Origin of the sequence: Flavobacterium inviolabile (assembly GCF_013389455.1) — a bacterium.
GTDB classification, from domain to species: Bacteria; Bacteroidota; Bacteroidia; order Flavobacteriales; family Flavobacteriaceae; genus Flavobacterium; species Flavobacterium inviolabile.
In genome coordinates, this window is sequence record NZ_CP058278.1 from 3305550 (window position 1) to 3332053 (window position 26504).

Sequence of the window (26504 nt, forward strand, 5' to 3'; positions counted from 1 at the left end):
TTATGCAATTAACGGAACGAGCCCGAAACTACCTCAGCACCCTCAAAAGAGATCCTGCCTGGATTACGGCAGCTGCGGCTGCAGAAAAGTATTTATCCAAATACCGGCTGACGGATTCCGGCCGGCTGCTGCATATCCAGCAGCAATATTCCGGTTATACTTTTACGGAATATGAAAATCAGGATTATACCGTCCGGCTCCGTTTTTTGTCGGATGTCATTATCGCTAAAAACAAAAAAATATACTATACCACGGTTAATGGCAAAGCCGCTTTCGCTATGGATAACGGAAAAGAAACTCCCGATTACCTGTTAACCGAAGATGGGGCTATCGCCTATTACGATGACGAAGCCTATACCCATTTCTGCCTGTATGAATCCGTTGAAGTCATGATTGAGATCTTAGCTCTGGAAAAAGCATACAGGCATTATGTAACAGCACCCGTAAAAGATTTACAAATAACGGATCTTGAAACCTTTAAAAACAACATGCACCGGCAGTATTCCTTTCTAAAAGAGTGTTCCGATAGCATTCAGCTTTACTGGCAGACCGATTTCGATATTATCTGCGTTGCCTATAACGCCTATGATGACGCCTATTCCCTGCACATCCGCAGTATCGGCAGTTATTATTCGGACCTTATTCTAAAACGGTTTATGGAAGATAATCTTTATATTTGAACAACATAATTTTGATTGATCCGATGATAAAACATCTTCTTATATTAAGCGTATTCGTAAACTCTTTGCTGGTTTATTCTCAAAACAAATCAACCAGTACTCAATTGGTCAACCGGTTTTCCAGTGCCAAATATATCGGTTTTCACGGCGAAAAAGTGCAGGAGTTTAATTACTCCGGCGGTACTATTCTTGCCGGAAAAACGAACTATGACATTGAGATGATCATCCATGGCCACAAACGAAAGTTCTGGTTTCCGTTTACCAAACAGGAAGCCGACAGCCTGAAAGCAAAAGATTCCATCCCGAAAACGGAAGTCATACCGGGGCTGAACACAGCAGTCAGCGACCGCTATTATTCTGAAAAAGTTACCTATACCCTGAAAGATAAAAAGTACACCGTGTACAAACACGTTGATTACAACTGCTACGACTCTTTATGCGGAAGCCGCCACGATCATATAACATTCCGTACCGGAATCACCTATTTCAGCCCGGATTACGGCTTGCTCTTTATCAGCCTGAACAACAACATGACGTTGGAAATACTGGTCAGCCTGAACGGCAAAGAAGCGCCAAAAGACCTGATCCTTGCCATTTTAAAAGAGAACAATATCAGTCCGGATATCCTTAAAAAGTATAAAAAAGCATAACTTTTATTTCCTAACTTCGTCATTACAACTTAAACTGCATACCCGATGAATACCATCAGTTATTTCGAAATTCAGGCTTCCGATACGGCAAAAGCCATTCAGTTTTATACCAATGTTTTCCAATGGAACATTATACGCGAAGAATCCGTTCCGTATGAATACTTCCGGATCGAAACCAACGGTACCATTCACGGCGGTCTTTTAAAACGTCCGGTAGCCGTGCCGCCAACAGGATGCGGTACCAATGCCTATACCTGTTCCCTGATAGTTGAAAACTTTGATAAAACAGCGGCTTTGATCCTGGAAAACGGCGGACAGGTGGCCATGCCTAAATTTGCAATACCGGGCAGATGCTGGCAGGGTTATTTTATCGATACCGACAACAACGTATTCGGAATATTTGAAGTGAATGAAAATGCCCGATAGTCCCGATATCTTTCTCCGTATCGAATCCCTGCCCGAAACAAAGCTTATCGGCAAACGGATGCAGATGTCTTTATCCGATAATAAAACGTTCCCGCTATGGAGCAGCTTTATGCCCCGGCGAAAGGAAATCCGGAACAACATCAATGCTGATCTTTTTTCGATGCAGGTCTATGATGGTCCTTTCAATTATAACCCGGATACCCTTTTTGAAAAATGGGCAGCCGTAGCTGTAACCGATTTCAATACGATACCGCACGACATGGAGGCCTTTACCCTGGCCGAAGGCTTGTATGCCGTATTTATTCATAAAGGCGCCGCCAATACCGGCCCGGTAACGTTCCGGTATATTTTTGAAACCTGGTTTCCCACATCCGGATACGCCCTTGACAACCGGCCTCATTTTGAGATTTTAGGAGCAAAATACAAAAACAATGCTCCCGATTCGGAAGAAGAAATCTGGATTCCGGTTAAAGCGGAACAATAGTTATCCGTAAATTTGCTGTTACTATGGAAGAGTTGTTGCAAAAAATGTCGGAATACTATCCCCTGTCGGAAACAACCAAAGCGGCATTACTTTCTTTATTTCAGCATAAGAAAATCAAAAAAAATGATTACCTGCTAAGGATCGGAGAAGTTCCGAAGCATTATTATTTTATCAACCAGGGACTACTCGCCTATTATTTTATTGCCAGTAACGGGGACAGCATTATCAAAAAATTCTTTGCCGAACATTCTTTAGTAGCTTCAACATCGGCAGTTATTCAGGAAACGCCCAGCCAGTTCGCTATTGTTGCGCTCGAAGATTGTGATTATATACAATTTCCGGCGGCAAAATTCAGAGCCTTATTTGATACCCACCACGATCTGGCGATGTTCCAGCTCCGGTATCTGGAAAAAAACTGGGTCGTTGCCAAAGAGAACCTCGAAATCTCGTTAAAATATGACACTGCCAAAGAACGCTACCTGCGCTTCTTAGAGGAATACAAAGCCATTCAAAACCGGATCAAACAACACCATATCGCTTCTTTCCTGGGAATCACCCCCACGCAGCTCAGCCGGATCCGAAAAGAATTAAGTTTATAAACCTCAACATATGTAAAGGCTTTACAATTGAAATCGCAGGAACTTTGCGGTAATACTAATTCAAATTATAAAGTCATGAAACATTTTTTCAGCTTTCTTCTTTTCCTGACAGGAATCACCATCCAGGCCAGTACAACCGAAACCATTAAGGTTTACAGCCCTTCGATGAAAAAGGAAATCAGCGTGATTGTAATATCGCCATCCGTTACCACACAGCTTTCCAACACGATTTACATTCTTCACGGTTACACCGGCAATCCGCAGCGAACTCTTGAAAAAGACATCCCGACACTGGTAAACCGTGCCGATAAGGAACAAACGATCTTTGTTTTGCCCGATGGCAACTACAACAGCTGGTATGTGAATAGTCCGGTAAATCAGGCTTCTCAGTACGAAACGTTTATCGGTTCGGAACTGGTAACCTATATCGACAAGCATTATCCAACGCTGAAAAACCGCAGCAACAGAGGGTTACTGGGTTGGAGCATGGGCGGATACGGCACGCTGTTGATCGGCAGTCAGTACAGCCAGACCTTTGGAATTTTAGGAAGCATCTGCGGTGCCCTGGATATTCGAACGTTCGGAAACGATTACCAGGTGGATAAAGTGTTGGGGTCAAAAGGCAAACTTTGGGAGCAATATGTCATCAGCAACCGAATAGCCTATTTTAAGACCAGCAACCAGCTGCTAATTCTGGACTGCGGTACCGAAGACCCCTTAATTACCCAAAACAGGACTTTCCACCAGCTGCTGACGGATCAGGCAATCCCACACGAATATATGGAACGTTTGGGCAAACACGACACCGCCTATTGGTCGGAAGCAGCGGAAATACAGCTTTTGTATTTTAACAGGTTTTTTAATGGAAAGTAACGGGGAAAGGGGAAAAGGAAAAAAGCAAGGGGGAAAAGGAAAAGGGAAAAGGGGAAAAGGCAAGGGGCAATGCAATGCAATGAAGCTGTCTGTTGCGGCTATTTCCTTAAAAAGTTGAGTCCTTTCCGGTATTGATCCATGATGTTCTTAAACAGTTCGCCACTGGAAGGTGGTGTTAAAACAATGGCGTCGGCTCCCGATTCGATGGCACTTTCAATACTGTCCATACTTTTTCCGCCGGTTGCCATAACCGGATAACCCGGAACGGCATAAGCGATATGCTCTAAGATTTTACTGGTGTTTTTTCCGCCGGTAATGTGAAAAATATCCACGCCCGCATCCACGCGGTCCTGAAACGAAAAATCGGCTACCGAAACACTGGAAATAATCGGTATGCTGATTTTTTTCCTGATGGCGGCGATATGCTCATTTTTAAAAGGCTGGTTAACAATAATCGCGGCAGCGCCCAATGCTTCCGCTTCTATGGCCATTCCAATTGCTACCTTCCCCTGTGTTAGTCCTCCTCCTACACCACAGATTACCGGTTTGTCTGAGAAGTCAATTAATGCCTTCATAATTTTTGGAGAAGGAGCAAAAGGATAAACTGCCAATACCGCATCGGCATCATTATTTTCAATCAGTGCCATATCCGTAGAAAACAACACCGATTTTATTGTTTTTCCGCCCAGGACGATTCCTTCACAAGCTTTCCCTATGATCTTTGGCGTACTAAGCGGCTTGTTTTCCTCCTTAGTCCGCCTGAAGAAAAGCCTCTGAAAAAAGGTCCTCGCTTTTGTTTCCCCATCCCAAATGGACAGTATATTGAAGTTGGTTTCCATCGTAATGTCGTTTTTTGATTACCGTAAAATTACCGTTTGAATGATCTCAAAAAATAACCTTGAAAGCATCCTGTTCAATTATGTAACATAACGAAGAAAAGATGTAGTAAAGCTGAATTCCTCATTATGCCGGTAACAGGAAACTAACTTTAAAAATTCACCTGTCAATATCAGGCAAATCCATCCTGTAAAAACGTCAGGAATTATACTTTTAGTATACACATTAACAAGATGTTATGATAAAAATAATATTATACCGCTGCTATAAAAAATAGTAGCCAGTGTCCTTACCGGCAAACAAAGCGCATTGGCAGTTGGATTAAAAAAAAACGGAACTTTGGCCGGGTTATCCTAAAAAACTGTTAATCCATCCGTATCATTCCCCTTATTTCTCAGGATAATGGTAAATTTATACTGCTTTTCAGTAGGCACTACTTTCAACATTCAAAACCGTTATCACATGATCAGAACAATAACTTCGGCTATTCTTTTTTTATGCACGTTATTAACTGCCAGCGCGCAGGGCATCAGCTTTGAGCCTGATCTTAACGGCGCACTCAGTAAAGCCAGAAAAGAAAACAAACTCCTGTTTATAGAATATTACAATTCCAATTGCACCGTATGCAAAACACTCGATCCGGTATTTAAAGAAGCCGCTATGGGTGATTTTTACAACAGTAATTTTGTGAACTACCGGATGAATACCGAGAACATGAAAAAGGAAGACAGTTTATACATTGCCAAATCCAAACTGCAGCTGGAAAGTGTTCCTTATTTTCTGTTTTTCGATACGGAAGACAATCTGGTACATTGTTCGGGTGCCAAACCGGATACGGATTACCTGATCAATGGGGTGGGAAAAATAGCCCTGAATCCGGAAGAACGCACCGGAAGTCTTGCCAAAAAATACAATTCCGGTGATAAAAGCGTGCGAACGCTCTACGCCTATTCCAACCTGGCACAGCTCTATAAAGACGACCGCCTGACCAAACGTCTTGCCGAAAATCTTTACGATGCTTTTCCAAAAGACCAGCTGGCGACCCAAAAAAGCTATACCATCATGAAAAATTGTGTCACTTCGATCGATAACGGATTTTTCACCTACTGGGCAAACAATACCGATAAGCTAAAGGGATTTGAAAAAGGTGCCAAAGAAGGCACCGAAATTAAAGTATTGCAGGATATTCTCTTAAAAACGATTAACAGCGACGACAAAAAGAACTGGAATCTCGCTAAAATAAAGTCCGCTAAAGAGCTTATTCTGAAAACAGGGCTCAGTACCAATCCGGATGCTTTTTTATGGCAGCAGGAAGCCGCAGTACTGATAAAAGAAGGCCGCGAACCGGAAGCCTTAGCGCTTTTCACAAAAATGACAGAAGGTGAAGAAATTGGCGGGGCGACTTATATCATCAATAATTTTCTGGATATCGTAAAAGACAAAAACAGTTTTGCAGCGATCAAAGCCAAAATAGACAAATTGCGCAGCAGCACTAAAGACAACGACGACAAAGCCGACATACTGTATTCTGAGCTGCTCTACAATCAGAAAACAAACAATACCGGGGAGCTTAAAAAGCTGCTTCCCAAAGCAACGGATTTCTATAAAGAAAATAAACTTGACATGGCACGGTTGAGTGTGTTCCGATCCAATTAACGGTTTGGAAAACAGCCAAAAAATATCCGGCTAAAAAAGAATCACGGATAACAATAATTTATATTTTTGGTAGTAATTAACCGAAAAATATAAATGGACTCTGAAAAAATTAAACATTTACTCTCTTTTCCTGTAATTGTTGCCGCTTTAGGCTACTTTGTAGACATTTATGATTTACTGCTGTTCGGGATTGTCCGGGTGCCCAGTTTAAAAGCCCTCGGACTGGATGTGGATAATGTCGGGACGATGATCCTGAATTTTCAGATGGTAGGCCTGCTGATAGGCGGAATTGTCTGGGGAATGCTGGGTGATAAAAAAGGCAGACTGTCCGTACTTTTTGGTTCCATATTGGTATATTCCCTGGCAAACATTCTCTGCGGTTTCCTGCCGATACTTCCTTTTCAGGATAAAGCCACCACCTATGCCATTTTACGGTTTATAGCCGGATTGGGTTTAGCCGGTGAACTCGGAGCCGGAATCACGCTGGTATCGGAATCGCTTCCAAAGGAGCTTCGGGCTATCGGAACGTCCATTGTTGCCGGATTTGGCTTATTGGGTGCCGTAGTTGCCCAATTAACGGTAGAACTTGCCGGCGACTGGACGTATGCCTATTTTATCGGCGGTTCCTTAGGCCTGTTCCTGTTATTCCTTCGCGTGGGCGTTATGGAATCCGGTATTTATAAAGATATTGAACACGAAGCCGACATACAAAAAGGCAATTTCCTTTCTTTTTTCACCAATAAAGAACGCTTTATACGATATGTAAAGTGTATTGCGATCGGACTGCCCACCTGGTTTTGTGTAGGCATACTGGCCGTAATGGGTAATCAGTTTGCCCCGTCTTTCGGCATTGGGGAAATAGTACCCGGAAAAGCCATTATGTGGGCCTATGTGGGAATATCGGCCGGCGATTTTGCCAGCGGTATCATTTCGCAATTGCTTCGTTCCCGGAAGAAAGCTATTTTTTATATGATGCTGTTTACCATAATCGGCGTACTGCTGATGCTTTTTGGCGGAACAAAATCGGAGAATATGTATTACTTTTATTGTGCCTGGCTTGGACTGGGAACCGGCTACTGGGCGATGTTTGTCACAGTAGGTGCCGAACAGTTCGGAACGAACATCAGGAGTACCGCGGCCACCACGATACCCAATATGGTTCGCGGCCTGCTTCCGGTAATGCTGCTGGCATTCGACCATCTGAAGGTTGGTAACGGGGTAATTGCCGCCGCCGCTATAGTTGGTCTGGTTGTGTTCACACTGGCCATTTATGCGACCCTTACGATAGCCGAAACACACAATAAAGATCTGGACTATACCGAATAAAAAAAGCTACTGATCAGTAGCTTTTTCTTTTATTATTTCTTATTCATTTCTTCTTTTACATCAGAAGTCATTTTGTCCGCCTTCTTATCGGCTTTTTTCTTCATGTCCTTTGCTTCCGATTTCATGTCTGCTTTCATATCTTTCGCATCCGACTTCATATCCTTAGCTGCTTTATCCATTTTCTTATCAGCTTTTTTCATTTCCTGCTTCATTTCCTTTTTCGCTTCATTCACTTTCTTTTCGGCTTTTTTCTCAGTTTCCTGAGCCGATACCGCCATTGAAAATAACAAAGCCAGACCTAAATAAACTACTTTTTTCATAATGTTGTTGTTTTGTGATTTGCAGCATAAAATTAAAACGTTTATACTTCATAAAATGTTAATAATAAATTAAATTAACACTATTAAAAAACAAACTCTTTTTAATTAACACATATAAAAAAAGCCGCCTTTTCAGGCAGCTTTTGGAATTATCGTTTTAAAATACGGGCTATTTATGCAGGTATTTTTTGTTTTTAAAGTAAGCCGCTGTTCCCAGTATGGCTACAAAAGCAACGGAATAGTACACAAAATTAGGTGTTACCACTTTGTCCCCTTTCGCATAAGAGTGCAATCCGGTCAGGTAGAAATTCACCCCGAAATAGGTCATTAAGATCGAATAGAACGCTAATACACTAATCAGGTTATAAATCCATTTTCCTCTTAAAGCCGGAACAAAACGCATGTGAATCACAAAGGCATATACCATGATACTCACCAAAGCCCAGGTTTCTTTCGGATCCCATCCCCAGTAACGTCCCCAGCTTTCATTTGCCCATTGTCCTCCTAAGAAGTTACCGATAGTAAGCATAACCAGACCAACTGTTAAGGCCATTTCATTGATATAGGTAATCTCCTTAATATTCAGATCCATTTTGGCTTTGTTCTTCTCGTTGGTAAAGATCATCAGTAATAACGCTACCAAACCTAATATCATTCCCAGCGTAAACGGTCCGTAGCTACCTACAATTACCGCTACGTGGATCATTAACCAATACGAATTCAGTACCGGCTGTAAATTGGCAATAGCAGGATCCATCCAGTTCCAGTGTGCCACCATTAATATCATTGCCGCCACAAAAGCTGTAGAAGCTACCGTTAATTCCGATTTTCTTCCGAAAACAAGTCCGAACAGCATGGTCGCCCATCCTACGTATATCATCGACTCGTAAGCATCACTCCACGGCGCGTGCCCCGAGATATACCAACGGAAAATCAAACCTACGGTGTGCAGCACAAACAATATGGCAATGATCGCATGGCTGATTTTAACCAGGATGTTAACCGTTTTATTCGCATTGAAAATTTTGATGATTACAAACAGGAACATCAATACTCCGGCATACATATACCACGAGAACAGTTTCTTGAAAATATCATATTTGTTATACAGGATCTCCGAATCGATTTTCTTTTCACTCGGACGCACTTTTGAGCCGTATTTTATCTGGTAGTTTTCCAATCCTTTCAACAGGCTGTTGGAAAGCTTATAATCGCCGGTAACGGCAGCTTTATCAATACTGCTCAGATAATACGGAATAACGTTTTTAATGGAATCCAGAGCCGAATTGGTGTGCTCGTTTATTTCCAGGTAAGAAACCCATTTATTATTTGCATCACCCGGAACAGGGAATACTTTTAGAATCTGTCCGCTTAACGCCGAATACAATAAGTTTACTTTTTTATCGGTTTCGATAAAGTCTTTCTGGAACTGATTTGGTACAGCCGCTTTATAAGCTTCATCCAATACTTTTGTCAGTTTATAGTTTCCTCTATCGTCAAAGAAATTTACCAGGGAAGTATATTTTTCACCAACCGGAACCCCGATCAGTTTGTGGATACTGTCATTGTCTTTCTTCAGGTAGATCATCGGAACATTGTACCACACCTGCGGGAATTGCGTCATGGAAAGGAATGTCTGGTCGGAATTCATTCCTTTATAATGATCCTGTTTGCTCACTTTTCGCAATAATTCCGAAGAGAAGGTATTGATAGGCTTCATTCGCCCTCCAAGATCCTGGATGACCAATCGGCCGAATTTTTCTGCCTGTTCTTCACTCACTTTGTATTTAGACAGTAAAGAATCCACCTGCTTGTCTGTAGGTTTCTGGTGCATGTGGTTTTGGGAAAAACCGGCAAACGAAACAAACAAAGCAATCAGCGAAAGCATTTTGGCTTTTTTCGCTTTTACTTTTTCCAATTTGCGTTTTAAATCGCCAAAACGGGTGTTTTTATCAAATAAAATTGCCATAAGACCAATGTATAGTAAGAAGTAACCCAAATAAGTAATATTCGTTCCCCAGCTATCGTGGTTTACAGAAAGTACGGTACCTTTTTCATCCGGGTCAAAAGAAGCCTGGAAGAAACGGTATCCTTTATGATCCAGAATATTATTCATATAAATACGGGCATCGAAGTTTTCGGCGCCGTCTATCACGGTAACTTTACTTTCAAAAGCAGAATAGCTTTTTTCTGTTCCCGGATATTTATCGGCAATAAAATCATTCAATTTAATACTGAAAGGTGTCTGGTACACTTTACTACCATACATCATTGTAAACTCCAGGTTACCCAGTTTAAAAGAGTTCGGAACTCCCATTTTACCTTTGGCACCAAGTAAGGTCACTTCTTTTTCTTTACCGTCCACACGAACCGTTAATACCAAAGCATCGTCTTTTTTATCATCTTTAAAATCGTTGTTCGATTCAAAAGCGACAACTCCTTTCATAGCCGGTTCCGGCAATACAAACTGCGTACCACCCATATTGTATAACGAACGGAACATCAGGTCCTGCGTAGCATCTTTAGCCACTTTCCCTTTCATCTGGTCTGCCATTCGCATAAAATCGCCTTCAAAAGGTGACTTAATTGTATACTTATCCCCTTCCAAAGCAATATTGATCGCACCGTCAGTAGGTTTGTTAAACGCAAATAATACATTGTGGATGTTCTGAACTTCTCCTGCTTTCAGGTAGTGTTCATGACGGGTTCCATCGCCCGATTCAACTAATTTCAGGAATAAGGTTCCGTTTTCGGAAGGTTTGATCACCTCTTTAGCACCCATTACGAAATCTTTATATTCGATTTCAAAAGGTGTTTCGTTGAATTTTTTATCAATAGAAAAATCATTATTGGTAACCGGCGACAACAACAAATGCTTTTCAAAGGTTCGTCTTCTCATTTCACCCTGATAATCACCGTCTACAAAAACCGTTAAATAGGTTTTATCGGAAAAGATCTGGTTCGCAGTTTCTCCTTCACGGATTGGCATCACCCCTTCATAACTGATATAACGGGTGATAAAAGCACCCAGAATAATAAAAATAAAAGACAGGTGAAGCAGTAATGTTGCCCATTTTTCCTTTTTGTGCAGCTGGTAACGTTTAATATTTCCGAAGAAATTAATCACAAAGATTGCCATGATTCCCTCAAACCATTTGGTATTATAAATCAGGATTCTGGCCGTTGTGGTATTATATTCGCTTTCAATAAAAGTTCCTACAGCCATTGCCGCTGCAAAAAAAACAAATAAGAAAGCCATTAAACGCGTGGAAGACAAAAAAGAGAATATTTTTTTACCCATGGTAAGTTGGATTTGTTTTTTTATAAATTGTCGCAAAAGTACTTAAAAACAAAATCTGATTAACGCTTTTTAACTTAATATTTAGTAGCTGTTAAAAATCATAAAGCTTTCTTAAAGCCTTCTTTTAATAAAAAAAGTCTTATAACATTTCCGGATTCATTTACACAGAATTATCACAACCGGCTTACCTTAAAACGGTCTGTTTACATTGCTAACCTATTCTTAAACATTCCGTCACATCCATTTATTTATTCGGTAATATTTACATAACCTGAAGCATTGACTTTTGTAGCCAGTAAAAAACACACAACCAAATGACACAACACTACACTACTAAAAAGAATTTACTACGGTTATTTCTCTTTATGGGAACGACCTTTACCTGGGGACAAACGCAGCTCCATTACTGGAACTTTAATGCGCTGCCTTCCGGTAACCTGAATACTGTTGCTCCGGATGCTTCCCTTTTGCCAACCGGAACCGCGATTAGCTATCCCGGAACCGGAGCAGGATATATGGACAATGTGGCCGGATCCGTTCTGAATGCACAAAACGGTGATGCTGCCGGATTGGGATTACGTCCCAGAAATCCCAGCAATACCCGTTCGCTTTTGGTAACAGCCCCAACAACCGGCTATCAGAACATCATCATTAAATTTGCAACGACCAGAACAACACAGGGAGCATCTGTTCAGAATTATTCCTATACGCTTAACGGAACCGATTTTATCACCACCGGATTAACCGTTACTTCCTATTCGCCTCAAACAGAACCTACATATGAAGTGGTCACACTTAACTTTTCGGGAATTACAGGTGTTGCCAACAATCCCAACTTTGCCCTTAAAATAGATTTTGGCGGAACAACTGCGGCAGGATCCAGCGGAAACAACCGTTTCGATAACCTGACCATCACCGGAACAATTGCAGGAGGTACAGACACTACGGCTCCGGTAGCCACCTTTTTACCGGCAAACAATGCCACAAACGTTGCCATAACATCCCAACCTACGATCTCTTTCAATGAGGCTATCCGTTTGGCAGATAATTCCCCTATCAACAATACAAATGTTGATGCCCTTGTGGAATTGCGTTTGGGAAATGCCTCCGGAGCTCCGGTACCTTTTGATGCCACGATCAGCAATAATGTGATCACCATTGCCCCTGCACAACCTTTAACAAACAGTCAGAACTACTATGTGGCGGTTGTACCCAACACTATAGAAGACACTAACGATAATGCGATTACCACTACTCCGTCGTCCGTATTTACAACCGTTGCCTTTGACACCAAAATCGCAATGGCTTCCAATTTTATCACGGTAAATGAAAACCACGGTACTTTAAACTTTAACCTGAACCTTACCGCACCATCCAATGCTTCGGTAGATTTAGTTGTTAAAGCCGCCCCCTTTAGTACCGCTGATACCGGAGATTTCACACTGGCCACGCAGACCCTGCATTTTACAGCCGGCAGTGCGACTACACAGACCGTTTCGATTCCCATTATCGACGACACTCTGGAAGAGCAGCATGCCGAATATTTTGTGCTGAGTCTTGAAAACCCGGTAGGATTAAGCATTACCGGTAACCCGATGACTACGGTGTATATTAAAGATAACGACAAACAGGCACCTGTAGCGAATAATGACATCCAGCTGGAATACATCGGAAGTTTTGACCCTTCCGGAGCCAGCAGCAGTTCCTGTGAAATTGTGGTACACGACCCGGCCACGCAGCGTTTGTTTACCATTAGTGCTATTGCCGACAAGCTGGAAATAATCGATTTCTCCAATCCGGCAGCGTTAAGTGTCGTAAACTCCATCAATATGGCGTCTTTTGGCGGAATCACCAGCGTAGCCGTTAAGAATGGCGTAGTAGCTGTGGCTTCTCCAAACGCTAACGAACAACTAAACGGTTCCGTAGTATTTTTTGACACGAACGGAAACTTTTTAAAACAGGTTACAGTAGGCGCCTTACCGGATATGGTTACTTTTTCACATGACGGTACCAAAGTACTGACTGCTAACGAAGGACAGCCAAACGATGCCTATACGGTAGATCCGGAAGGTTCTGTTTCCATCATTGACATTTCCGGCGGAATCGCAAGCTTGTCTCAGTCCGATGTAACGACCTTATTGTTCACGGCCTATAATGCACAGGAAAGTGCCCTGATTGCTTCCGGTGTTCGTAAAACCAAAAGCAGCAGTACTTTGTCGCAGGATTTCGAACCGGAATACATTACCATCAGCGCCGATTCTCAAAGAGCATGGGTTACCTTACAGGAAAACAACGCTATTGCAGAAATCAATTTAAACACCAAATCCATTGCCGATGTTTGGGCATTGGGCACCAAAGACCTTCGTATTCCGGGTAACGGAATGGACATTTCCGATAACAACAGCGAAGTATTGATTGCCAACTGGCCGGTTGAAGCCTATTATATTCCGGATGCCGTTGCCAACTACACCGTTGGCGGAACCACTTACCTGCTGACAGCTAATGAGGGTGATGAAAAAGAATACAGCGGCCTTACCGAAAGAACAACCATTGGTGCCAATACCTATACTTTAGATCCGGCTGTTTTCCCGAATGCTGCCGTTTTAAAGCAAAATCATAATGCCGGAAGACTGCGTGCGACCAACCTGAACGGAAACACCGATGCCGATGCCGATTATGAACAGATCAGAATATTAGGAGCCCGTTCGTTCTCTATTTTCAATGCCGATACCAAAGCCATCGTATTTGACAGTGGTGACGATTTTGAAATGTACACTGCAATGACCCCTTCCATCAACCCTATTTTTAATGCCGATCACGGGGACAACGTTAAAAAAGGAAGAAGCCGCGCCAAAGGTCCGGAGCCGGAAGGTATCACCATAGCCGAAATTGCCAGTAAAACATTTGCCTTTATCACACTGGAACGCGTGGGTGGTGTTATGGTATATGACGTAACCAATCCTGCCGATGTGAAATTTGTAGACTATAAAAACAGCCGCAGCGTTTCTGCTTATTCCGGCGATTTAGGTCCGGAAGGCGTAACGTTCATTAAAGCAGCAAACAGCCCTACCGGGAAAAATTATGTGGCTGTAGCCAATGAAATAAGCGGTACGATCAGCATGTATGAAGTGAATACCGCCAACCTTTCCAATGACGATTTCACGAATGCACCGAAAACATTCACGGTATTCCCGAATCCGTCAAACAAAGGTCTGGTGTATTTTAACCGTGTAGCCGATTATCAGTTATACGATCTTTCCGGAAAACTGATTCAGTCGGAGAAAAATGCCTTAACCATCAACACCTCAAAACTAACAGCGGGTATTTACCTTATCCGTACTGCTGAGGGTATTACACAGAAATTAATTGTGAAGTAGTTTATTTATATTTTTAGAAGAAAACCGGATTGGATTCATTTCTGATCCGGTTTTTGGTTTTTAGCCAACGTTAAACAAATACAAATTTACAAGGGTTTTGAGCGTGATTCCTTAAATTTGAGTGTCAAATCCATTTAAAAAGATACACCATGAACTGGGAAAATCAACTTACCAAAACAGCCCGCATACACTACCCTGTTATCCAGGCACCGGTTAAGATAAAATATAAAAAAAACCTCAGCTTACACTGAGGTTCTTTTTTTAAATTCCTATTTCTATCTGGAAACGGACATACCAGTTATTTTTAGTTGTTCCGTTCGCAAAATCCAACTGGTCATACGTTAGCTCCGTTTGCAGCTTAAAAGCATGCTCCCACAGGTATTTCGTCACCCCGATGGTATATTCATTCGTATCCGGCGTTAATGCCTTAATATCCTTATTAGCCGTTTGTGTAGAAAAACGCCCGATGATTTCATAATTTGTCGGGAACGTATAACTCAGCTGATAATCCATCCCTTTACCGGTATAAACATAGTTGCTTAGCGTTGGATCAAGCGGATCAATGGCTATCGGATTGTTAGCCGTGCGGGACATATAGGTCGCCATAGCAGCCCAGCCGTTGTATTTCAGCATCGCATCTGCAAAAAAGGATTTCATTGTTTTTTGCTGGTACAAGTCGTCACCCAGCTGCCCTTGTGTTCTGCGGGCATGGTTATTTTGGTGAAAAGCTCCGGAAAGCAATAGTTTTGGTGTTTTTTCACGCGCTAAATCCCCTTCAAAGTTAGATCCGTCTTTTGTAAACGATCCTAACGGGAACAATTCGATCTTACCGGTCAAAGCCACTCCGTTATCCGGGCTTTTGGTCCAGTTACGCCCTTCGCCGGTAGTAACGGCTGTTTTAATATTATACGAAAACGCATCTTTTTTCTCGTTCAGGAAATATGCCTGAATACCAAAATCCCTGTCGATATTGAATTTCGCATTGTTAATGGAACGATCCGTTAACTGCAAAGCTCCCGAAGAGTTCACACGCTGGCGGTTCCCCGGTATCTTCGTTTGCCCGAACGTAAAACTCCAGTTTCTGTTGGGACGGTAAATCACGGCCGCATCACGGATAATGTTGATGTTTTCGCCTTCATGAATTTCTCCTACATCACCCGGTGCAAACGATAATTGCAACACATATAAAAAGTGAGGATTCCCAACATAACCGTCAAAACGCAGACGCAAACGGCGGATCTGTCCGTCATAGGCTGCATCTTCGCCTTCATTCTGGATGTACCCGATGCGGTTTTGCATACGGAAACGGATGTTTAACTGAAATAAACTGTCGGCAGAAGTAATTCCAAGTCCTTTTCCATAGCTATAGTACGGAAGCGCCGCTAATTTTAAATCGTTATCTTTGGTAGAAATCTTGATGTCCTGTGCCTGTAAACCTACAGCAAAGAGCAGCAAAACAATTATTAGTAATTTTCTCATGTTAGTGTTGTGTTATTTGAGAGCAAAACTAATGTTATTTATTGCGTTGTGATATTAAGATAATGTTACCTTTGCGAAAAATTAATGTTATGCAAAACAACTATATAGGATACCATTTTACTGTGGAACCCAAAGAGTTAGGCTCCGAAATTCTGATTGCAGAATTGGGAGAAACGGCTTTTGAAAGTTTTATCGAAACCGAAAACGGGCTTTCTGCTTACGTTCAAAAAGAGCTTTGGCACGAAAATATCCTGGAAGATATCCAGATTTTACATTCGGAAGAATTCAAAATCGAATACACGATGGAAGAGATCGAACAGGTAAACTGGAATGAAGAATGGGAGAAAAACTTTGAAGCGATCGATGTAGACGGCATCTGTCATATCCGTGCTCCTTTTCACGAAAAAACGGATGCGCAGTACGATATTGTGATCGAACCTAAAATGAGTTTCGGAACCGGTCATCACGAAACCACTTTTATGATGACACAGCATTTGTTAGAAATGGATGTTACCGGCTTAAAAACACTCGATATGGGCTGCGGAACGGCAATTCTTGCCATCCTGGCAGAAATGAAAGGCGCACAGCCAATTGATGCCATCGATATTGACAACTGGTGTTACCTGAATTCCATTGAAAATGCCGAACGTAACAACTGCAAACACATTACTGTTTATGAAGGGGATGCGTCTTTGTTAACCGATCAGAAATATGATCTGATCATTGCCAACATTAACCGCAACATCCTTTTAAACGACATGCAGGCGTATGTGAACTGTTTAAACAAAGGCGGAATATTGCTGTTAAGCGGATTCTATGAAGAGGACATTCCGTTTATCGATGCCAGCTGTACCGAAAAAGGACTGACGTATGTTAAAAAGTTGCAAAAGAATAATTGGGTATCTTTAAAATATGTAAATTAGCTAAAAAAATTAAAGTAAGCTTCTGATTATGAGTGTTAAAGAAAAAGTTTTAGAAGAAGTAGCCGTTGAAGAATTGATATCCTTAAACAATGAAATTATCTTGTTTAATGACGATGTCAATACTTTTGATCACGTAATCGACACGTTGATTCAGGTTTGCGACCACACTTCTGAACAAGCGGAACAATGTGCTATTTTAGTGCATTATACAGGAAAGTGTACCGTTAAAACCGGTGCTTATTCCGATTTAAAGCCACAATGTCTGCAATTACTCGACGCTGGTTTGAGCGCTGAAATACAATAAAAAAGTCCCGGATAATCCGGGACTTTTTTATATGACTATTACTTCTTAATGCGGCAGTATATCTTTTAACAAACCGTAGATATACGTTCCCAGAAGCGCTCCTAAAAGGATCACTCCCGCACCCCAGAATCCGGCTCCGATAAGGATAAAGATCGGTCCCGGACAAGATCCTACCATCGCCCATCCTAATCCGAATAGAACCCCACCGATAACATACCGGGTAAATCCTTTTTCTTTATCTTCAATTTTTATCGGCGCACCGCTAAAATCTTTCACTTCTTTTCTTTTGATGATCTGGATACCGATCACTCCGGTTACGATAGCAACCATAATGATCCCAAACATGTGGAAAGACTGAAACTGGAACATTTCATAGATGCGGTACCACGACACGGCTTCCGATTTTGTCAATACAATTCCGAAAATAAAGCCTACAAGTATAAATTTTAAATATTTCATGCTGCTGTCTTAAAAAATTAGAGGTAAAAGAAAATGGGACATAATTAAACCACCAATAAAAAATCCGATAACGGCAATAAGCGAAGGAAGCTGTAAATTACTCAATCCGGAAATGGCATGTCCGGAAGTACATCCGCCGGCATAACGCGTTCCAAACCCGATCAACAATCCGCCGGCCAAAAGGATAATAAAGGTTTTAGGGTTTTTCATTGCTTCAAATCCCATTAACGAATCCGGAGCCAGTTTCCCGTTTGGTGCTTCTATATTTAAAGCTGCCAGCTGTTCGATTGTTTGCGGATTGATGTTTACCCCGCTGCCGTCACTCAAAAAATGTACGGCAACGAATCCGCCCAGTATTGCGCCAAAAACTACGGCCAGGTTCCATCGCTGCGATTTCCAGTCAAAACGGAAAAATTCAGCAAATCTTCCGGCTCCGGCAATACTGCAAAGGGTTCGTAAATTGGACGACATTCCAAATGCTTTTCCAAAATAAATAAGCGTCAGCATAATCATTCCGATCAAAAAACCTGAAATATACCAAGGCCATGTTCCATAAATAACTTCCATAAATAAACTGATTTGCAGCAAAAGTACTTATTCAATCAGTATTTTGTGTAACAATGATTACATAATTTTTTACAAACAAAATATTCTGCTACCTTTGAATTCGTTAAATTATCTTTTTGATGAAAAAGTTTTCTGTAGAAATAAAATGGAGTATTATCTTTTCTGTAATCGCCGTTTTATGGATTGTTTTTGAAAAAATGGCCGGTTTTCACGATGAAAAAATCAGCAGCTATTTTTTTATCTGTCTTCCGTTCGGACTGGTTTATGCTATCCTGTACACCCTGGCTTTAAAAGAAAAAAAGACCCGTTTCTATAACGGTACGATTACCTACAAACAGGCGTTTATTTCCGGAGCGATCCTAACCCTGCTGATTGGTGCTTTCAGTCCGTTGGTTCAGCTTATTTTCCACGAATTTATTTCTCCTGATTTCTTTAAAAATGCTATTGCCAATGCGGCCAAATCAAAGCCTGAAAACAGTGCTTTTGCCACCGGCTATTTTAACCTGCAGAGTTTTATAACACAGGGAATATTCAACATACTGTCCATTGGTGTTTTAACCGCTGCCATTGTTGCCTATTTTACCCAAACCAAAAACACGAAATAAGTATGAAAAAAATATGGTTTGCCATCGTGGGATGCACGCTTCTTACTTCCTGCATCAGTACAAAATCCACTATTAAAAATATTGACGATACGGCACAGCGCCCTGTTGTCCGTGATAATTATTTCCTGCTGACCGAATACAGCGATAATGCCAAATACGGTTATGACGAGGATTATCCTGTGAATATAGGTTTTATACCCGAAGCACAGGAAAAAACCAATGTTGCCTTCTTCTTTAACGGACTGGAAGGTCCTGATGGCCAAAAACTGGTATTTGAGAAAAAAGGCACCTGCTGCCCGTTTCCAACCAAGCACAATCGTGTGGGTGCCGGAATGCTGAACATCTACTCCGTAAGCTGGGAAGGATTGAAAACGCCGTTGCTGCTTTATTTTAACACTTTCGAAAAAGGTAAAATAATGTGCCCCAAAGGACTATCTATTAAAAAATCCCCATCCAGAACACAATAATTTTAAGAATTTTATAAGATTTACAGCCTTCTAATGCGTTCATTAGAAGGTTTTTTTGTTGTATATTTGCTACACTTTTAAGAAAACAACAACTATGAACTTACAAAATATACCGCAAATCAAACATACCAACAGCGGAAACTTCTTTTTACTTGCCGGGCCTTGTGCTATTGAAGGAGAAGAAATGGCAATGCGCATTGCCGAAAAATTAGTAACCATTACCGACAGACTGGAAATTCCTTATGTGTTTAAAGGTTCTTTCAAAAAAGCAAACCGTTCCAGAATTGACAGTTTTACAGGTATTGGTGATGAAAAAGCGTTAAAAATACTGCAAAAGGTATCTCAGGAATTCGGTGTGCCAACAGTAACCGATATTCACGAAATCCACGATGCGACTATGGCAGCAGAATATGTAGATATCCTTCAGATTCCTGCCTTTTTAGTACGCCAGACGGATTTGGTTGTCGCTGCAGCCAATACCGGAAAAACGGTAAACTTAAAAAAAGGACAATTCATGAGTCCGGAAAGCATGAAACATGCTGTTCAGAAAGTATTGGACTGCCATAATGAAAACGTAATGGTTACCGACAGAGGTACGATGTTTGGTTACCAGGACATGATTGTGGATTACAGAGGAATACCTACCATGCAGCAATATGCCACTACGGTTCTGGATGTAACCCACTCGCTACAGCAGCCCAATCAAACTGTAGGAGTAACCGGAGGAAGACCGGACATGATCGAAACCGTTGCAAAGGCCGGAATTGCCGTTGGCGTTGATGGTATTTTCATCGAAACCCATTTTGATCCTGCAAATGCAAAAAGCGATGGAGCAAACATGCTACATCTGGATTACTTTGAAGGATTAATGACCAAGCTGGTTGCGATTCGTAAAACAGTAAACTCATTTTAATTTTTTACTACAATAATGAAACATCCATTTTTAATGGCTGTGCTAACTTTTTGTGTTTTTTCACAGTACGCCTTTGCTCAGGAAGAAGCAATTACACCTGAAAAATACACGGCTCACAATAAAGGAAAATTTTATTTCTATTGGGGAGGTAACCGGGCTAATTTCACTGACTCCGACATTCATTTTAAAGGAGCAGATTATGACTTCACCCTTTATGATGTTGCCGCTCAGGACAAACCGAAAGGATGGCATGTGGACTATATTAATCCGGGAAGGATGACGATACCACAAACCAACTTCCGTATCGGGTATTTTATTACCGACAAATACAATATTTCCATTGGGGTTGACCACATGAAATATGTAATGCAGCAGGATCAGCTGGCGAGAATTTCCGGAACGTATCCTTCCAATTACGACCAGACAGTAGTGAACAACGGTATGGTGGATCTATCTGATGAGAGCTTCCTTACTTTTGAACACACAGACGGACTGAACTACATCAACACGGAATTTTCAAGAGTTGATGATATTTCAAAATGGTTTGGGATTAACGATACCGATAAATTCCAGATCAACATCACAGAAGGTGTTGGCGGCGGTGTTTTATTTCCAAAAACCAATGCAAAACTGTTCAACAAAGAGCGTCATGACGATTTCCACATTTCCGGATTCGGGGTTTCTGCCAAAGCAGGTATCAACTTAACGTTCTTTAAATATTTCTTTGTACAGGCAGAATTGAAAGGCGGTTATATCAACATGAACGATATCCGGACAACCTACAGTGCTGATGATAAAGCGTCGCAGGATTTCTTCTTTTTACAGCGAGTTATCGCTTTTGGAGGTATTTTCAGAATCTAAAAAAATTACTTTTACATAAAAAACCGCACTTGTTTAAGTGCGGTTTTTTTATGGATATAACGTCATGGCTTCTTTTACAACATCGAGCAATACAGCGTTATCAATTGCTTCCAGCGTGGTGTACCGCAATGATTTTATGGTATTCCTGCCGCCGTCTGCCACCAAAACATCCTGGTTCTTTTCCAGTTTAAAACCTTTGGAAAAACCAACGTCTACAAATTGTTTTTTGTGGCTGGCATTCAAATAACAGAACGGTTTTCCTTTATGATATACATACGGTATTTTCCACCGGTACTGCATTTCAAATTCCGTTACACTGCTTTCCAGAACCGCAACGATGTGCAGCAACATTGACCGGTACGGTTCCGGCTGGTTCAGAATATAATTATCGGCCGGTTTCACTACTTTCCTGTTTTCGTCAGCGGTTGCTCTTCCAGCTTTTTACGCTTTGCTTTCCGGATATAATGAAGTCCGTAGCGGATCAAGACATAATCCAGCCCGATTAACAAAATCATCCCTACCAGTATACCGGAATAATACCCTAAAGCATACTCCGACCCCTGCTTCCCGATGGTTTTGGTATCCAGTAAAACGCCTGCAATGGCTAATAAAATTAAGATCCCAAATAGTATTCCCGTTAGCAGTAACAACCTACCTCCTGTTTTCATAACTCCTGTATTTAACTACAAACTTATTATTTGTTTCCCGGATTTCCCATTCCCAATCTTTTTAATCTCAAAATAATTTTAAAAAAGTATTGTACAATACAAAATTTATATTTTACTTTGTATTTCAAAGTACTTTAAAAATGGAGGCAAATAATTATTTACAGGATTTGAAAGACATTAAAGATTTAATGAATAAATCGTCACAGTTTATTTCATTAAGTGGTCTTTCCGGGATACTGGCGGGAGTTTACGCATTAATCGGAGCCTGGATTGCTAATGCGCTGATTGAAAACAATACCCGGCTTTATATCACGCTGGAAAGCGTACTTTTTAAACAGATATTACTGATAGCCGGCTGCGTTTTAGCGGCATCTCTAATAACCGCCTATCTACTGACGGTGAATAAAGCGAAAAAAATGGGCGAAAAAGTATGGAATGCTTCTTCCAAAAGACTGTTGATCAACTTTGCCATTCCGTTAGTTACCGGAGGAATCTTTGCCTTATTATTATTAAAAAACGGCTATTACGGTCTGGTAGCGCCCATCATGCTGCTTTTTTACGGCATGGCCTGTCTTAACACCAGTAAATACACTTTGAGAGATGTTCGTTACCTGGGTTTAACGGAAATTATTTTAGGACTGTTTGCCGTTGAATTTTCCGGATATGGTTTGTATTTTTGGGTGCTCGGATTTGGCGTGTGTCATATCCTGTATGGTACCGTAATGTATTACAAATACGATAGAAAATAATTGTTTTGAAAAGTATACTCGAAAATATAAATAAAGCTTTTGACCATCGCATCCGGCTGGGCATCATGTCGATACTGATGGTCAATGAAAATGCTGATTTTACGACTCTGAAAGAACTTTTAGGGGTAACCGACGGCAACCTGGCGAGCCATGCTAAAGCACTCGAAGCAGAACAGTATATTACGATTGAAAAACAGTTTATCGGAAAGAAACCCAACACCCGGTACATCGCTACCAAAGAAGGCCGAAAAGCCTTTCAGGACCATATTGACGCACTTGAAAAATTGATTCAAAAAAACTAAGCTATTTTTTTATCCATTTACTTTGAAATTCAAAGTACTTTTAAAAACTAAAAATGAGAGATTTTCTATTCGAGCGGTTCTACAAAATCACAAAGATCCCCTATCAGCGCTATTTTAAAAAGAATAAACCATGGGATATTACAAAAGAGGAATTACTAACCTACCCGGAAGACTCCTTAGGGTTTCATCTGGGAACATTTTTACAGGAAAATCAGTTTGAAATGGAACCGAAATTTGAAGATCACGATGTCATTCATGTACTAACCGGCACCGGCACTACGGTTAGCGACGAAATTGCCATGCAGTTTTACCTGCTGGGTAACGGTAAAAGAAGTGCTTATTTACTGATGGTCATATTATCCGGAGTACTGTGTTATCCGCACCGGCTAAAAACATACAGACACTATTACAAACGCGGGAAAGAAGCCTTGTCCTTCCATTACCTGGACTATTCCAAATTGCTCTTATTCCCCGTGAGCACCATACGCAACATTTTTAAAATTCATTAATCAAACCTCTATTTTATGGAAAATCAATTCGAACAGCAGCCTTCCCAACCGAAGACTCCCGGCATTCCGGACGTAACTCCTTTTTTTCAGACTACAACAGTCAAAATGCTGGTTGTGGGCTTCCTCACATTAGTGCTTTTAATTCCGCTGCAGTTTGTAAAAGACCTGATTGCGGAGCGCTCTCAAAGAGAAAAGGAAGTCATCACGGAAATTAACGACAAATGGGGTACCGATGTTTATTTCTACGGTCCGGTGCTAAAAGTTCCCTATAAAGTTCCGGCTACGAACAGTTATAAATATGCCTATATCTTTCCGGAAAAACTGGAAAACACCACCGATGTGGAAACCAAACCGCTAAACAGGAGCAACTATAATGCTTCCGTTTTTACGGCCGATATGTATTTTAAAGGAACTTATTCAAAACCGGATTTTAGTGTAAAGGGCATTCCGCAAAGCGATATTCTCTGGGACAAAGCCACGATACTGATACAGACCAGTAATTTAAAAAGCATTAAGGACGAGGTGAAAATTGCGATCGGAAATCAGCATTTTATTTTTGAACCGATTTATACCAATTCCAATACCGGAATACAGGCATTGGAAACCGCTTTTATCCATCTTTCTCCGGACGGGGTCTACCCGCTTAATTTTGACTTTAAGGTAAAATACGATGGCAGCCAACAGATTAAATTCGTACCTATCGGAAAAACAACAGACGTGAGCATGAAATCGAACTGGCACAGTCCGGGATTTACCGGGAATTTCCTGCCAAATGACAAGACCAAAACGGTTACCCAAAACGGTTTTCAGGCAAAATGGAAAATCCTGCACATCAACAGGGCTTTTTCACAACAGTACTTTGACCTGTTACCCGATTTAAAAGCCTACGCTTTCGGCGTTAATTTTGTCATCCCGGTAGACGAGTATCAAAAAAACGAAAGAGTGTCCAAATACGGCTTCCTTGTAATCGGGCTGACCTTTCTGATCTTCTTTTTAATCCAGTCCATCAGTAAAATCAGAATCCATATTTTCCAATACAGCATGATCGGTATTGCCCTTATTATGTTCTATACCCTACTAATAGCCATCACCGAACACAGCAGTTTCCTGAAAGCCTATATTATTTCCGGAGCTGCCGTAGTCGCGATGATAACCATCTATTCCGTTTCCATACTGAAAAATTATAAGTTTCCGGCGTTTATCGGGTTATCCCTCACTGCCCTGTATGCTTTTATCTTTGTGATCATACAACTGGAAAATTATGCCCTGTTATTAGTAGGCAGTATCGGTTTGTTCATCATCCTGGGATTAGTGATGTATTTCTCCCGAAGAATCGACTGGAACAACAATTAAAGTTATTAAACAATATGCCCTATACGGCATCAATATCCATAAAAAAACCAGGACACAAGTCCTGGTTTTATATTTTTAAAAGTTCTGTTTATGACAGACTTTAGTATTATTTTTTTGCTTTCGGAGCCGGTTGTGTTTCCAACATTTCGATCTCGAAAATCAAATTAGTATTTGGTGGGATAATTGCATAACCACGTTCTCCGTAAGCTAAATGCGATGGGATAAAAAGGATCGCTTTATCTCCAAAAGACATATTTTCCAATCCTTCAATAAATCCAGGGATCAGACCTTCTTTCTGACCATAAGGGAATGGGAACGGGATATACTGGTTCGCTGCAGCTCTGTTAGCATCGTGCTTTCCGAATTGTTTTGCAATTTCTTCATAGCTGGTATCGAATAATTCTCCGCTTTCGAAATATCCCGCATAGTTTACATATACCTGAGTTCCTGCAGCCGGTTTTTTACCGTTTCCTTTAGTAACAATTTTATATTCCAATCCGGATTGTGTTTTTGTAGCTCCTGTTTTTGCTGCTGCAAATTCAGCTACTTTATCCGTTTTTACTTTCGACATGCTCTCTGCTAATTTCTTTTGGGTTACCGATTCTGTATCGTAGTAACTTTTAAATACTTTAGGCGCGTCAAATTTTTTGGCATCTTTACCAACACGAACAATCGTAACTTTTTTAATCACATCGTTTTGTTCGATTTTGTTCACAACATCCATTCCTTCCACAACTTCTCCGAAAACAGTGTGTTTCCCGTCTAACCAAGGTGTTGCTTTGTGTGTAATAAAAAACTGGCTTCCGTTAGTTCCGGCTCCAGCATTTGCCATAGACAAAATACCGGCTTTCGCATGTTTTAATTCCGGAACGATCTCGTCTTTAAATTTATAACCCGGTCCGCCGTTTCCGCTTCCTTCCGGATCACCACCCTGAATCATAAAATCTTTGATTACTCTGTGGAATTTCACTTCATTGTAAAAAGGTTTTCCTTTATATTGTGCCGTTACAAAAGGATTTTTTCCTTCTGCCAAAGAAACAAAGTTGGCTACCGTAATCGGCGTCTTCTGGTATTCTAATTTAACGATTATGTTACCTTTATTCGTCTCGATATCTGCATATAGTCCGTCGCCTAATTTATCGTAAGACGAAGTACAAGATGAAAATAAAGCAATAAGGCCTAAAAATAAACTTGTCATTGATTTCATTTTTTAAATTGATAATTATTTACTGGTTTCTTAATTGGTTTTTGGTTCTGTTTTTACAGCGCTTTTCGGATCTGCTTTAATATCAGTTAACGTTACCGTACACATTAACGGTTCGTTAGTACCAATTTTATCATTATCACCGTGATAACCGTAAGCCATGTGGGAAGGAAATAAGAACGTTACCTTCTCTCCTTTTTTCATTAACTTAATACCGTCACGAAGTCCCATCATGATGTTTTGTTTGTCAACAAGATACACCTGGGCTTTCAGATCGGCTTCCGTATAAATGATTTTTCCCTGCAAATCACTGATATGGTAATCAAAATAAGCGATATCACCTTTTTTCGGTGTTACTGTTTCCATCTCATTTTTAATGTCATAACGGTACCAGTACCCCTTAGCCGAAGCAATATAGGTTTTGGCCGTATCCTTATCGATAATGGCATCTATAAGCGATTCCTCATTGGCAATCAGCTTTTTGTTCCGCTTGATCGATTCTTTAATAAAAGTCCCCGAACTGTGCGAAATGGGCTGTCTTGCCTGTTGCTGGGAACAACCGGCAAATACGAAACCGAAAACGGCAAGACTTAAAAAATATACTTTTTTCAT

At 41.0% G+C, this 26504-nt stretch carries 29 protein-coding genes; 19 read left to right on the forward strand and 10 right to left on the reverse strand.

Annotated elements, in window-relative coordinates; translation table 11 throughout:
- Positions 1–2 precede the first annotated feature (2 nt).
- The 6 genes from HW120_RS14855 (at position 3) to HW120_RS14880 (ending at position 3712) form a co-directional block, all read left to right on the forward strand.
- The gene (locus tag HW120_RS14855; RefSeq protein WP_177734938.1) at positions 3–680 is read left to right on the forward strand and encodes a hypothetical protein; all 678 of its coding nucleotides are present in this window, start codon (positions 3–5) and stop codon (positions 678–680) included.
- Between the two features lie 23 nt (positions 681–703).
- Complete coding sequence (locus HW120_RS14860; protein WP_177734940.1) at positions 704–1330, forward strand: hypothetical protein; 627 nt, start codon at positions 704–706, stop codon at positions 1328–1330.
- Positions 1331–1375: 45 nt separating this feature from the next.
- Positions 1376–1756, forward strand: coding sequence for a VOC family protein (locus tag HW120_RS14865; protein ID WP_177734942.1), 381 nt, complete (start codon positions 1376–1378; stop codon positions 1754–1756).
- Complete coding sequence (locus tag HW120_RS14870; protein WP_246296998.1) at positions 1740–2240, forward strand: GyrI-like domain-containing protein; 501 nt, start codon at positions 1740–1742, stop codon at positions 2238–2240. Before HW120_RS14865 ends, HW120_RS14870 begins: the two co-directional genes overlap by 17 nt.
- 23 nt (positions 2241–2263) lie before the next feature.
- Complete coding sequence (locus HW120_RS14875) at positions 2264–2839, forward strand: Crp/Fnr family transcriptional regulator (RefSeq protein WP_177734944.1); 576 nt, start codon at positions 2264–2266, stop codon at positions 2837–2839.
- A 75-nt stretch (positions 2840–2914) separates the two neighbouring features.
- A complete protein-coding gene (locus tag HW120_RS14880) occupies positions 2915–3712 on the forward strand; it encodes an alpha/beta hydrolase (RefSeq protein ID WP_177734946.1) in 798 nt (265 codons plus the stop codon).
- A 98-nt stretch (positions 3713–3810) separates the two neighbouring features.
- Here the strand turns inward: HW120_RS14880 and HW120_RS14885 are convergent, their stop codons facing one another.
- Positions 3811–4551 (reverse strand): hypothetical protein, encoded by a 741-nt coding sequence (locus HW120_RS14885; RefSeq protein WP_177734948.1) that lies wholly within the window; start codon positions 4549–4551, stop codon positions 3811–3813.
- A gap of 460 nt (positions 4552–5011) precedes the next feature.
- On the opposite strand from HW120_RS14885, the gene HW120_RS14890 reads away from it, so the two are divergent.
- Together HW120_RS14890 and HW120_RS14895 are read left to right on the forward strand one after the other, a co-directional pair.
- The gene (locus tag HW120_RS14890) at positions 5012–6205 is read left to right on the forward strand and encodes a thioredoxin family protein (RefSeq protein WP_177734951.1); all 1194 of its coding nucleotides are present in this window, start codon (positions 5012–5014) and stop codon (positions 6203–6205) included.
- 93 nt (positions 6206–6298) lie between these two features.
- The gene (locus HW120_RS14895; RefSeq protein WP_177734953.1) at positions 6299–7531 is read left to right on the forward strand and encodes an MFS transporter; all 1233 of its coding nucleotides are present in this window, start codon (positions 6299–6301) and stop codon (positions 7529–7531) included.
- Between the two features lie 32 nt (positions 7532–7563).
- Here the strand turns inward: HW120_RS14895 and HW120_RS14900 are convergent, their stop codons facing one another.
- Both HW120_RS14900 and ccsA read right to left on the reverse strand, forming a co-directional pair.
- A complete protein-coding gene (locus HW120_RS14900) occupies positions 7564–7851 on the reverse strand; it encodes a hypothetical protein (protein ID WP_177734955.1) in 288 nt (95 codons plus the stop codon).
- Positions 7852–8020: 169 nt separating this feature from the next.
- Entirely contained in the window at positions 8021–11152 is a 3132-nt protein-coding gene (gene ccsA, locus HW120_RS14905; RefSeq protein ID WP_177734965.1) for a cytochrome c biogenesis protein, read from the reverse strand.
- A gap of 314 nt (positions 11153–11466) precedes the next feature.
- On the opposite strand from ccsA, the gene HW120_RS14910 reads away from it, so the two are divergent.
- Positions 11467–14529: a choice-of-anchor I family protein gene (locus HW120_RS14910; protein WP_177734968.1), complete on the forward strand. Its 3063-nt coding sequence runs from the start codon at positions 11467–11469 to the stop codon at positions 14527–14529.
- A gap of 261 nt (positions 14530–14790) precedes the next feature.
- Here HW120_RS14910 and HW120_RS14915 read toward each other — a convergent pair whose 3' ends face one another.
- Entirely contained in the window at positions 14791–16008 is a 1218-nt protein-coding gene (locus HW120_RS14915; protein WP_177734970.1) for a porin, read from the reverse strand.
- An 89-nt stretch (positions 16009–16097) separates the two neighbouring features.
- On the opposite strand from HW120_RS14915, the gene prmA reads away from it, so the two are divergent.
- Positions 16098–16931: a 50S ribosomal protein L11 methyltransferase gene (gene prmA, locus HW120_RS14920; RefSeq protein WP_177734973.1), complete on the forward strand. Its 834-nt coding sequence runs from the start codon at positions 16098–16100 to the stop codon at positions 16929–16931.
- Between the two features lie 28 nt (positions 16932–16959).
- Complete coding sequence (locus HW120_RS14925) at positions 16960–17235, forward strand: ATP-dependent Clp protease adaptor ClpS (RefSeq protein WP_177734975.1); 276 nt, start codon at positions 16960–16962, stop codon at positions 17233–17235.
- Positions 17236–17280: 45 nt separating this feature from the next.
- Here the strand turns inward: HW120_RS14925 and HW120_RS14930 are convergent, their stop codons facing one another.
- Positions 17281–17694 carry a DUF6691 family protein gene (locus HW120_RS14930; protein ID WP_177734977.1) on the reverse strand — a complete coding sequence of 138 codons (414 nt, stop codon included), beginning with the start codon at positions 17692–17694 and terminating at the stop codon, positions 17281–17283.
- Positions 17695–17703: 9 nt separating this feature from the next.
- Positions 17704–18261 carry a YeeE/YedE family protein gene (locus HW120_RS14935; RefSeq protein WP_177734979.1) on the reverse strand — a complete coding sequence of 186 codons (558 nt, stop codon included), beginning with the start codon at positions 18259–18261 and terminating at the stop codon, positions 17704–17706.
- A gap of 119 nt (positions 18262–18380) precedes the next feature.
- Between HW120_RS14935 and HW120_RS14940 the strand changes: the two genes are divergently transcribed.
- The 4 genes from HW120_RS14940 to HW120_RS14955 all read left to right on the forward strand — a co-directional run bounded on the left by HW120_RS14940 (position 18381) and on the right by HW120_RS14955 (position 21107).
- Entirely contained in the window at positions 18381–18866 is a 486-nt protein-coding gene (locus tag HW120_RS14940; RefSeq protein ID WP_177734981.1) for a DUF4199 domain-containing protein, read from the forward strand.
- A gap of 2 nt (positions 18867–18868) precedes the next feature.
- Complete coding sequence (locus HW120_RS14945) at positions 18869–19333, forward strand: 2-dehydro-3-deoxyphosphooctonate aldolase (RefSeq protein ID WP_177734984.1); 465 nt, start codon at positions 18869–18871, stop codon at positions 19331–19333.
- 94 nt (positions 19334–19427) lie between these two features.
- On the forward strand, positions 19428–20246 hold the full coding sequence (gene kdsA, locus HW120_RS14950; protein ID WP_177734986.1) for a 3-deoxy-8-phosphooctulonate synthase: 819 nt from the start codon (positions 19428–19430) through the stop codon (positions 20244–20246).
- A 15-nt stretch (positions 20247–20261) separates the two neighbouring features.
- A complete protein-coding gene (locus HW120_RS14955) occupies positions 20262–21107 on the forward strand; it encodes a hypothetical protein (RefSeq protein ID WP_177734988.1) in 846 nt (281 codons plus the stop codon).
- A gap of 48 nt (positions 21108–21155) precedes the next feature.
- On the opposite strand, the gene HW120_RS14960 is transcribed toward HW120_RS14955, so the two are convergent.
- Complete coding sequence (locus HW120_RS14960; RefSeq protein WP_177734990.1) at positions 21156–21509, reverse strand: DUF1801 domain-containing protein; 354 nt, start codon at positions 21507–21509, stop codon at positions 21156–21158.
- Positions 21509–21775 (reverse strand): hypothetical protein, encoded by a 267-nt coding sequence (locus HW120_RS14965; RefSeq protein WP_177734992.1) that lies wholly within the window; start codon positions 21773–21775, stop codon positions 21509–21511. The genes HW120_RS14960 and HW120_RS14965 overlap by 1 nt, the downstream gene beginning before the upstream one ends.
- Positions 21776–21915: 140 nt before the next feature.
- On the opposite strand from HW120_RS14965, the gene HW120_RS14970 reads away from it, so the two are divergent.
- Genes HW120_RS14970 through creD form a run of 4 tightly spaced genes read left to right on the forward strand, consistent with a single transcriptional unit; the run spans position 21916 to position 24688 of the window.
- Complete coding sequence (locus HW120_RS14970; protein WP_177734994.1) at positions 21916–22524, forward strand: hypothetical protein; 609 nt, start codon at positions 21916–21918, stop codon at positions 22522–22524.
- Positions 22525–22529: 5 nt separating this feature from the next.
- On the forward strand, positions 22530–22826 hold the full coding sequence (locus HW120_RS14975) for a winged helix-turn-helix domain-containing protein (RefSeq protein WP_177734996.1): 297 nt from the start codon (positions 22530–22532) through the stop codon (positions 22824–22826).
- Positions 22827–22879: 53 nt separating this feature from the next.
- On the forward strand, positions 22880–23335 hold the full coding sequence (locus tag HW120_RS14980; protein ID WP_177734998.1) for a hypothetical protein: 456 nt from the start codon (positions 22880–22882) through the stop codon (positions 23333–23335).
- Between the two features lie 15 nt (positions 23336–23350).
- Positions 23351–24688 carry a cell envelope integrity protein CreD gene (gene creD / locus HW120_RS14985; RefSeq protein ID WP_262888424.1) on the forward strand — a complete coding sequence of 446 codons (1338 nt, stop codon included), beginning with the start codon at positions 23351–23353 and terminating at the stop codon, positions 24686–24688.
- 106 nt (positions 24689–24794) lie between these two features.
- Here creD and HW120_RS14990 read toward each other — a convergent pair whose 3' ends face one another.
- On the reverse strand, positions 24795–25895 hold the full coding sequence (locus tag HW120_RS14990; RefSeq protein ID WP_394353031.1) for a peptidylprolyl isomerase: 1101 nt from the start codon (positions 25893–25895) through the stop codon (positions 24795–24797).
- A gap of 30 nt (positions 25896–25925) precedes the next feature.
- Positions 25926–26504 carry a gliding motility-associated peptidyl-prolyl isomerase GldI gene (gene gldI, locus HW120_RS14995; protein ID WP_177735002.1) on the reverse strand — a complete coding sequence of 193 codons (579 nt, stop codon included), beginning with the start codon at positions 26502–26504 and terminating at the stop codon, positions 25926–25928.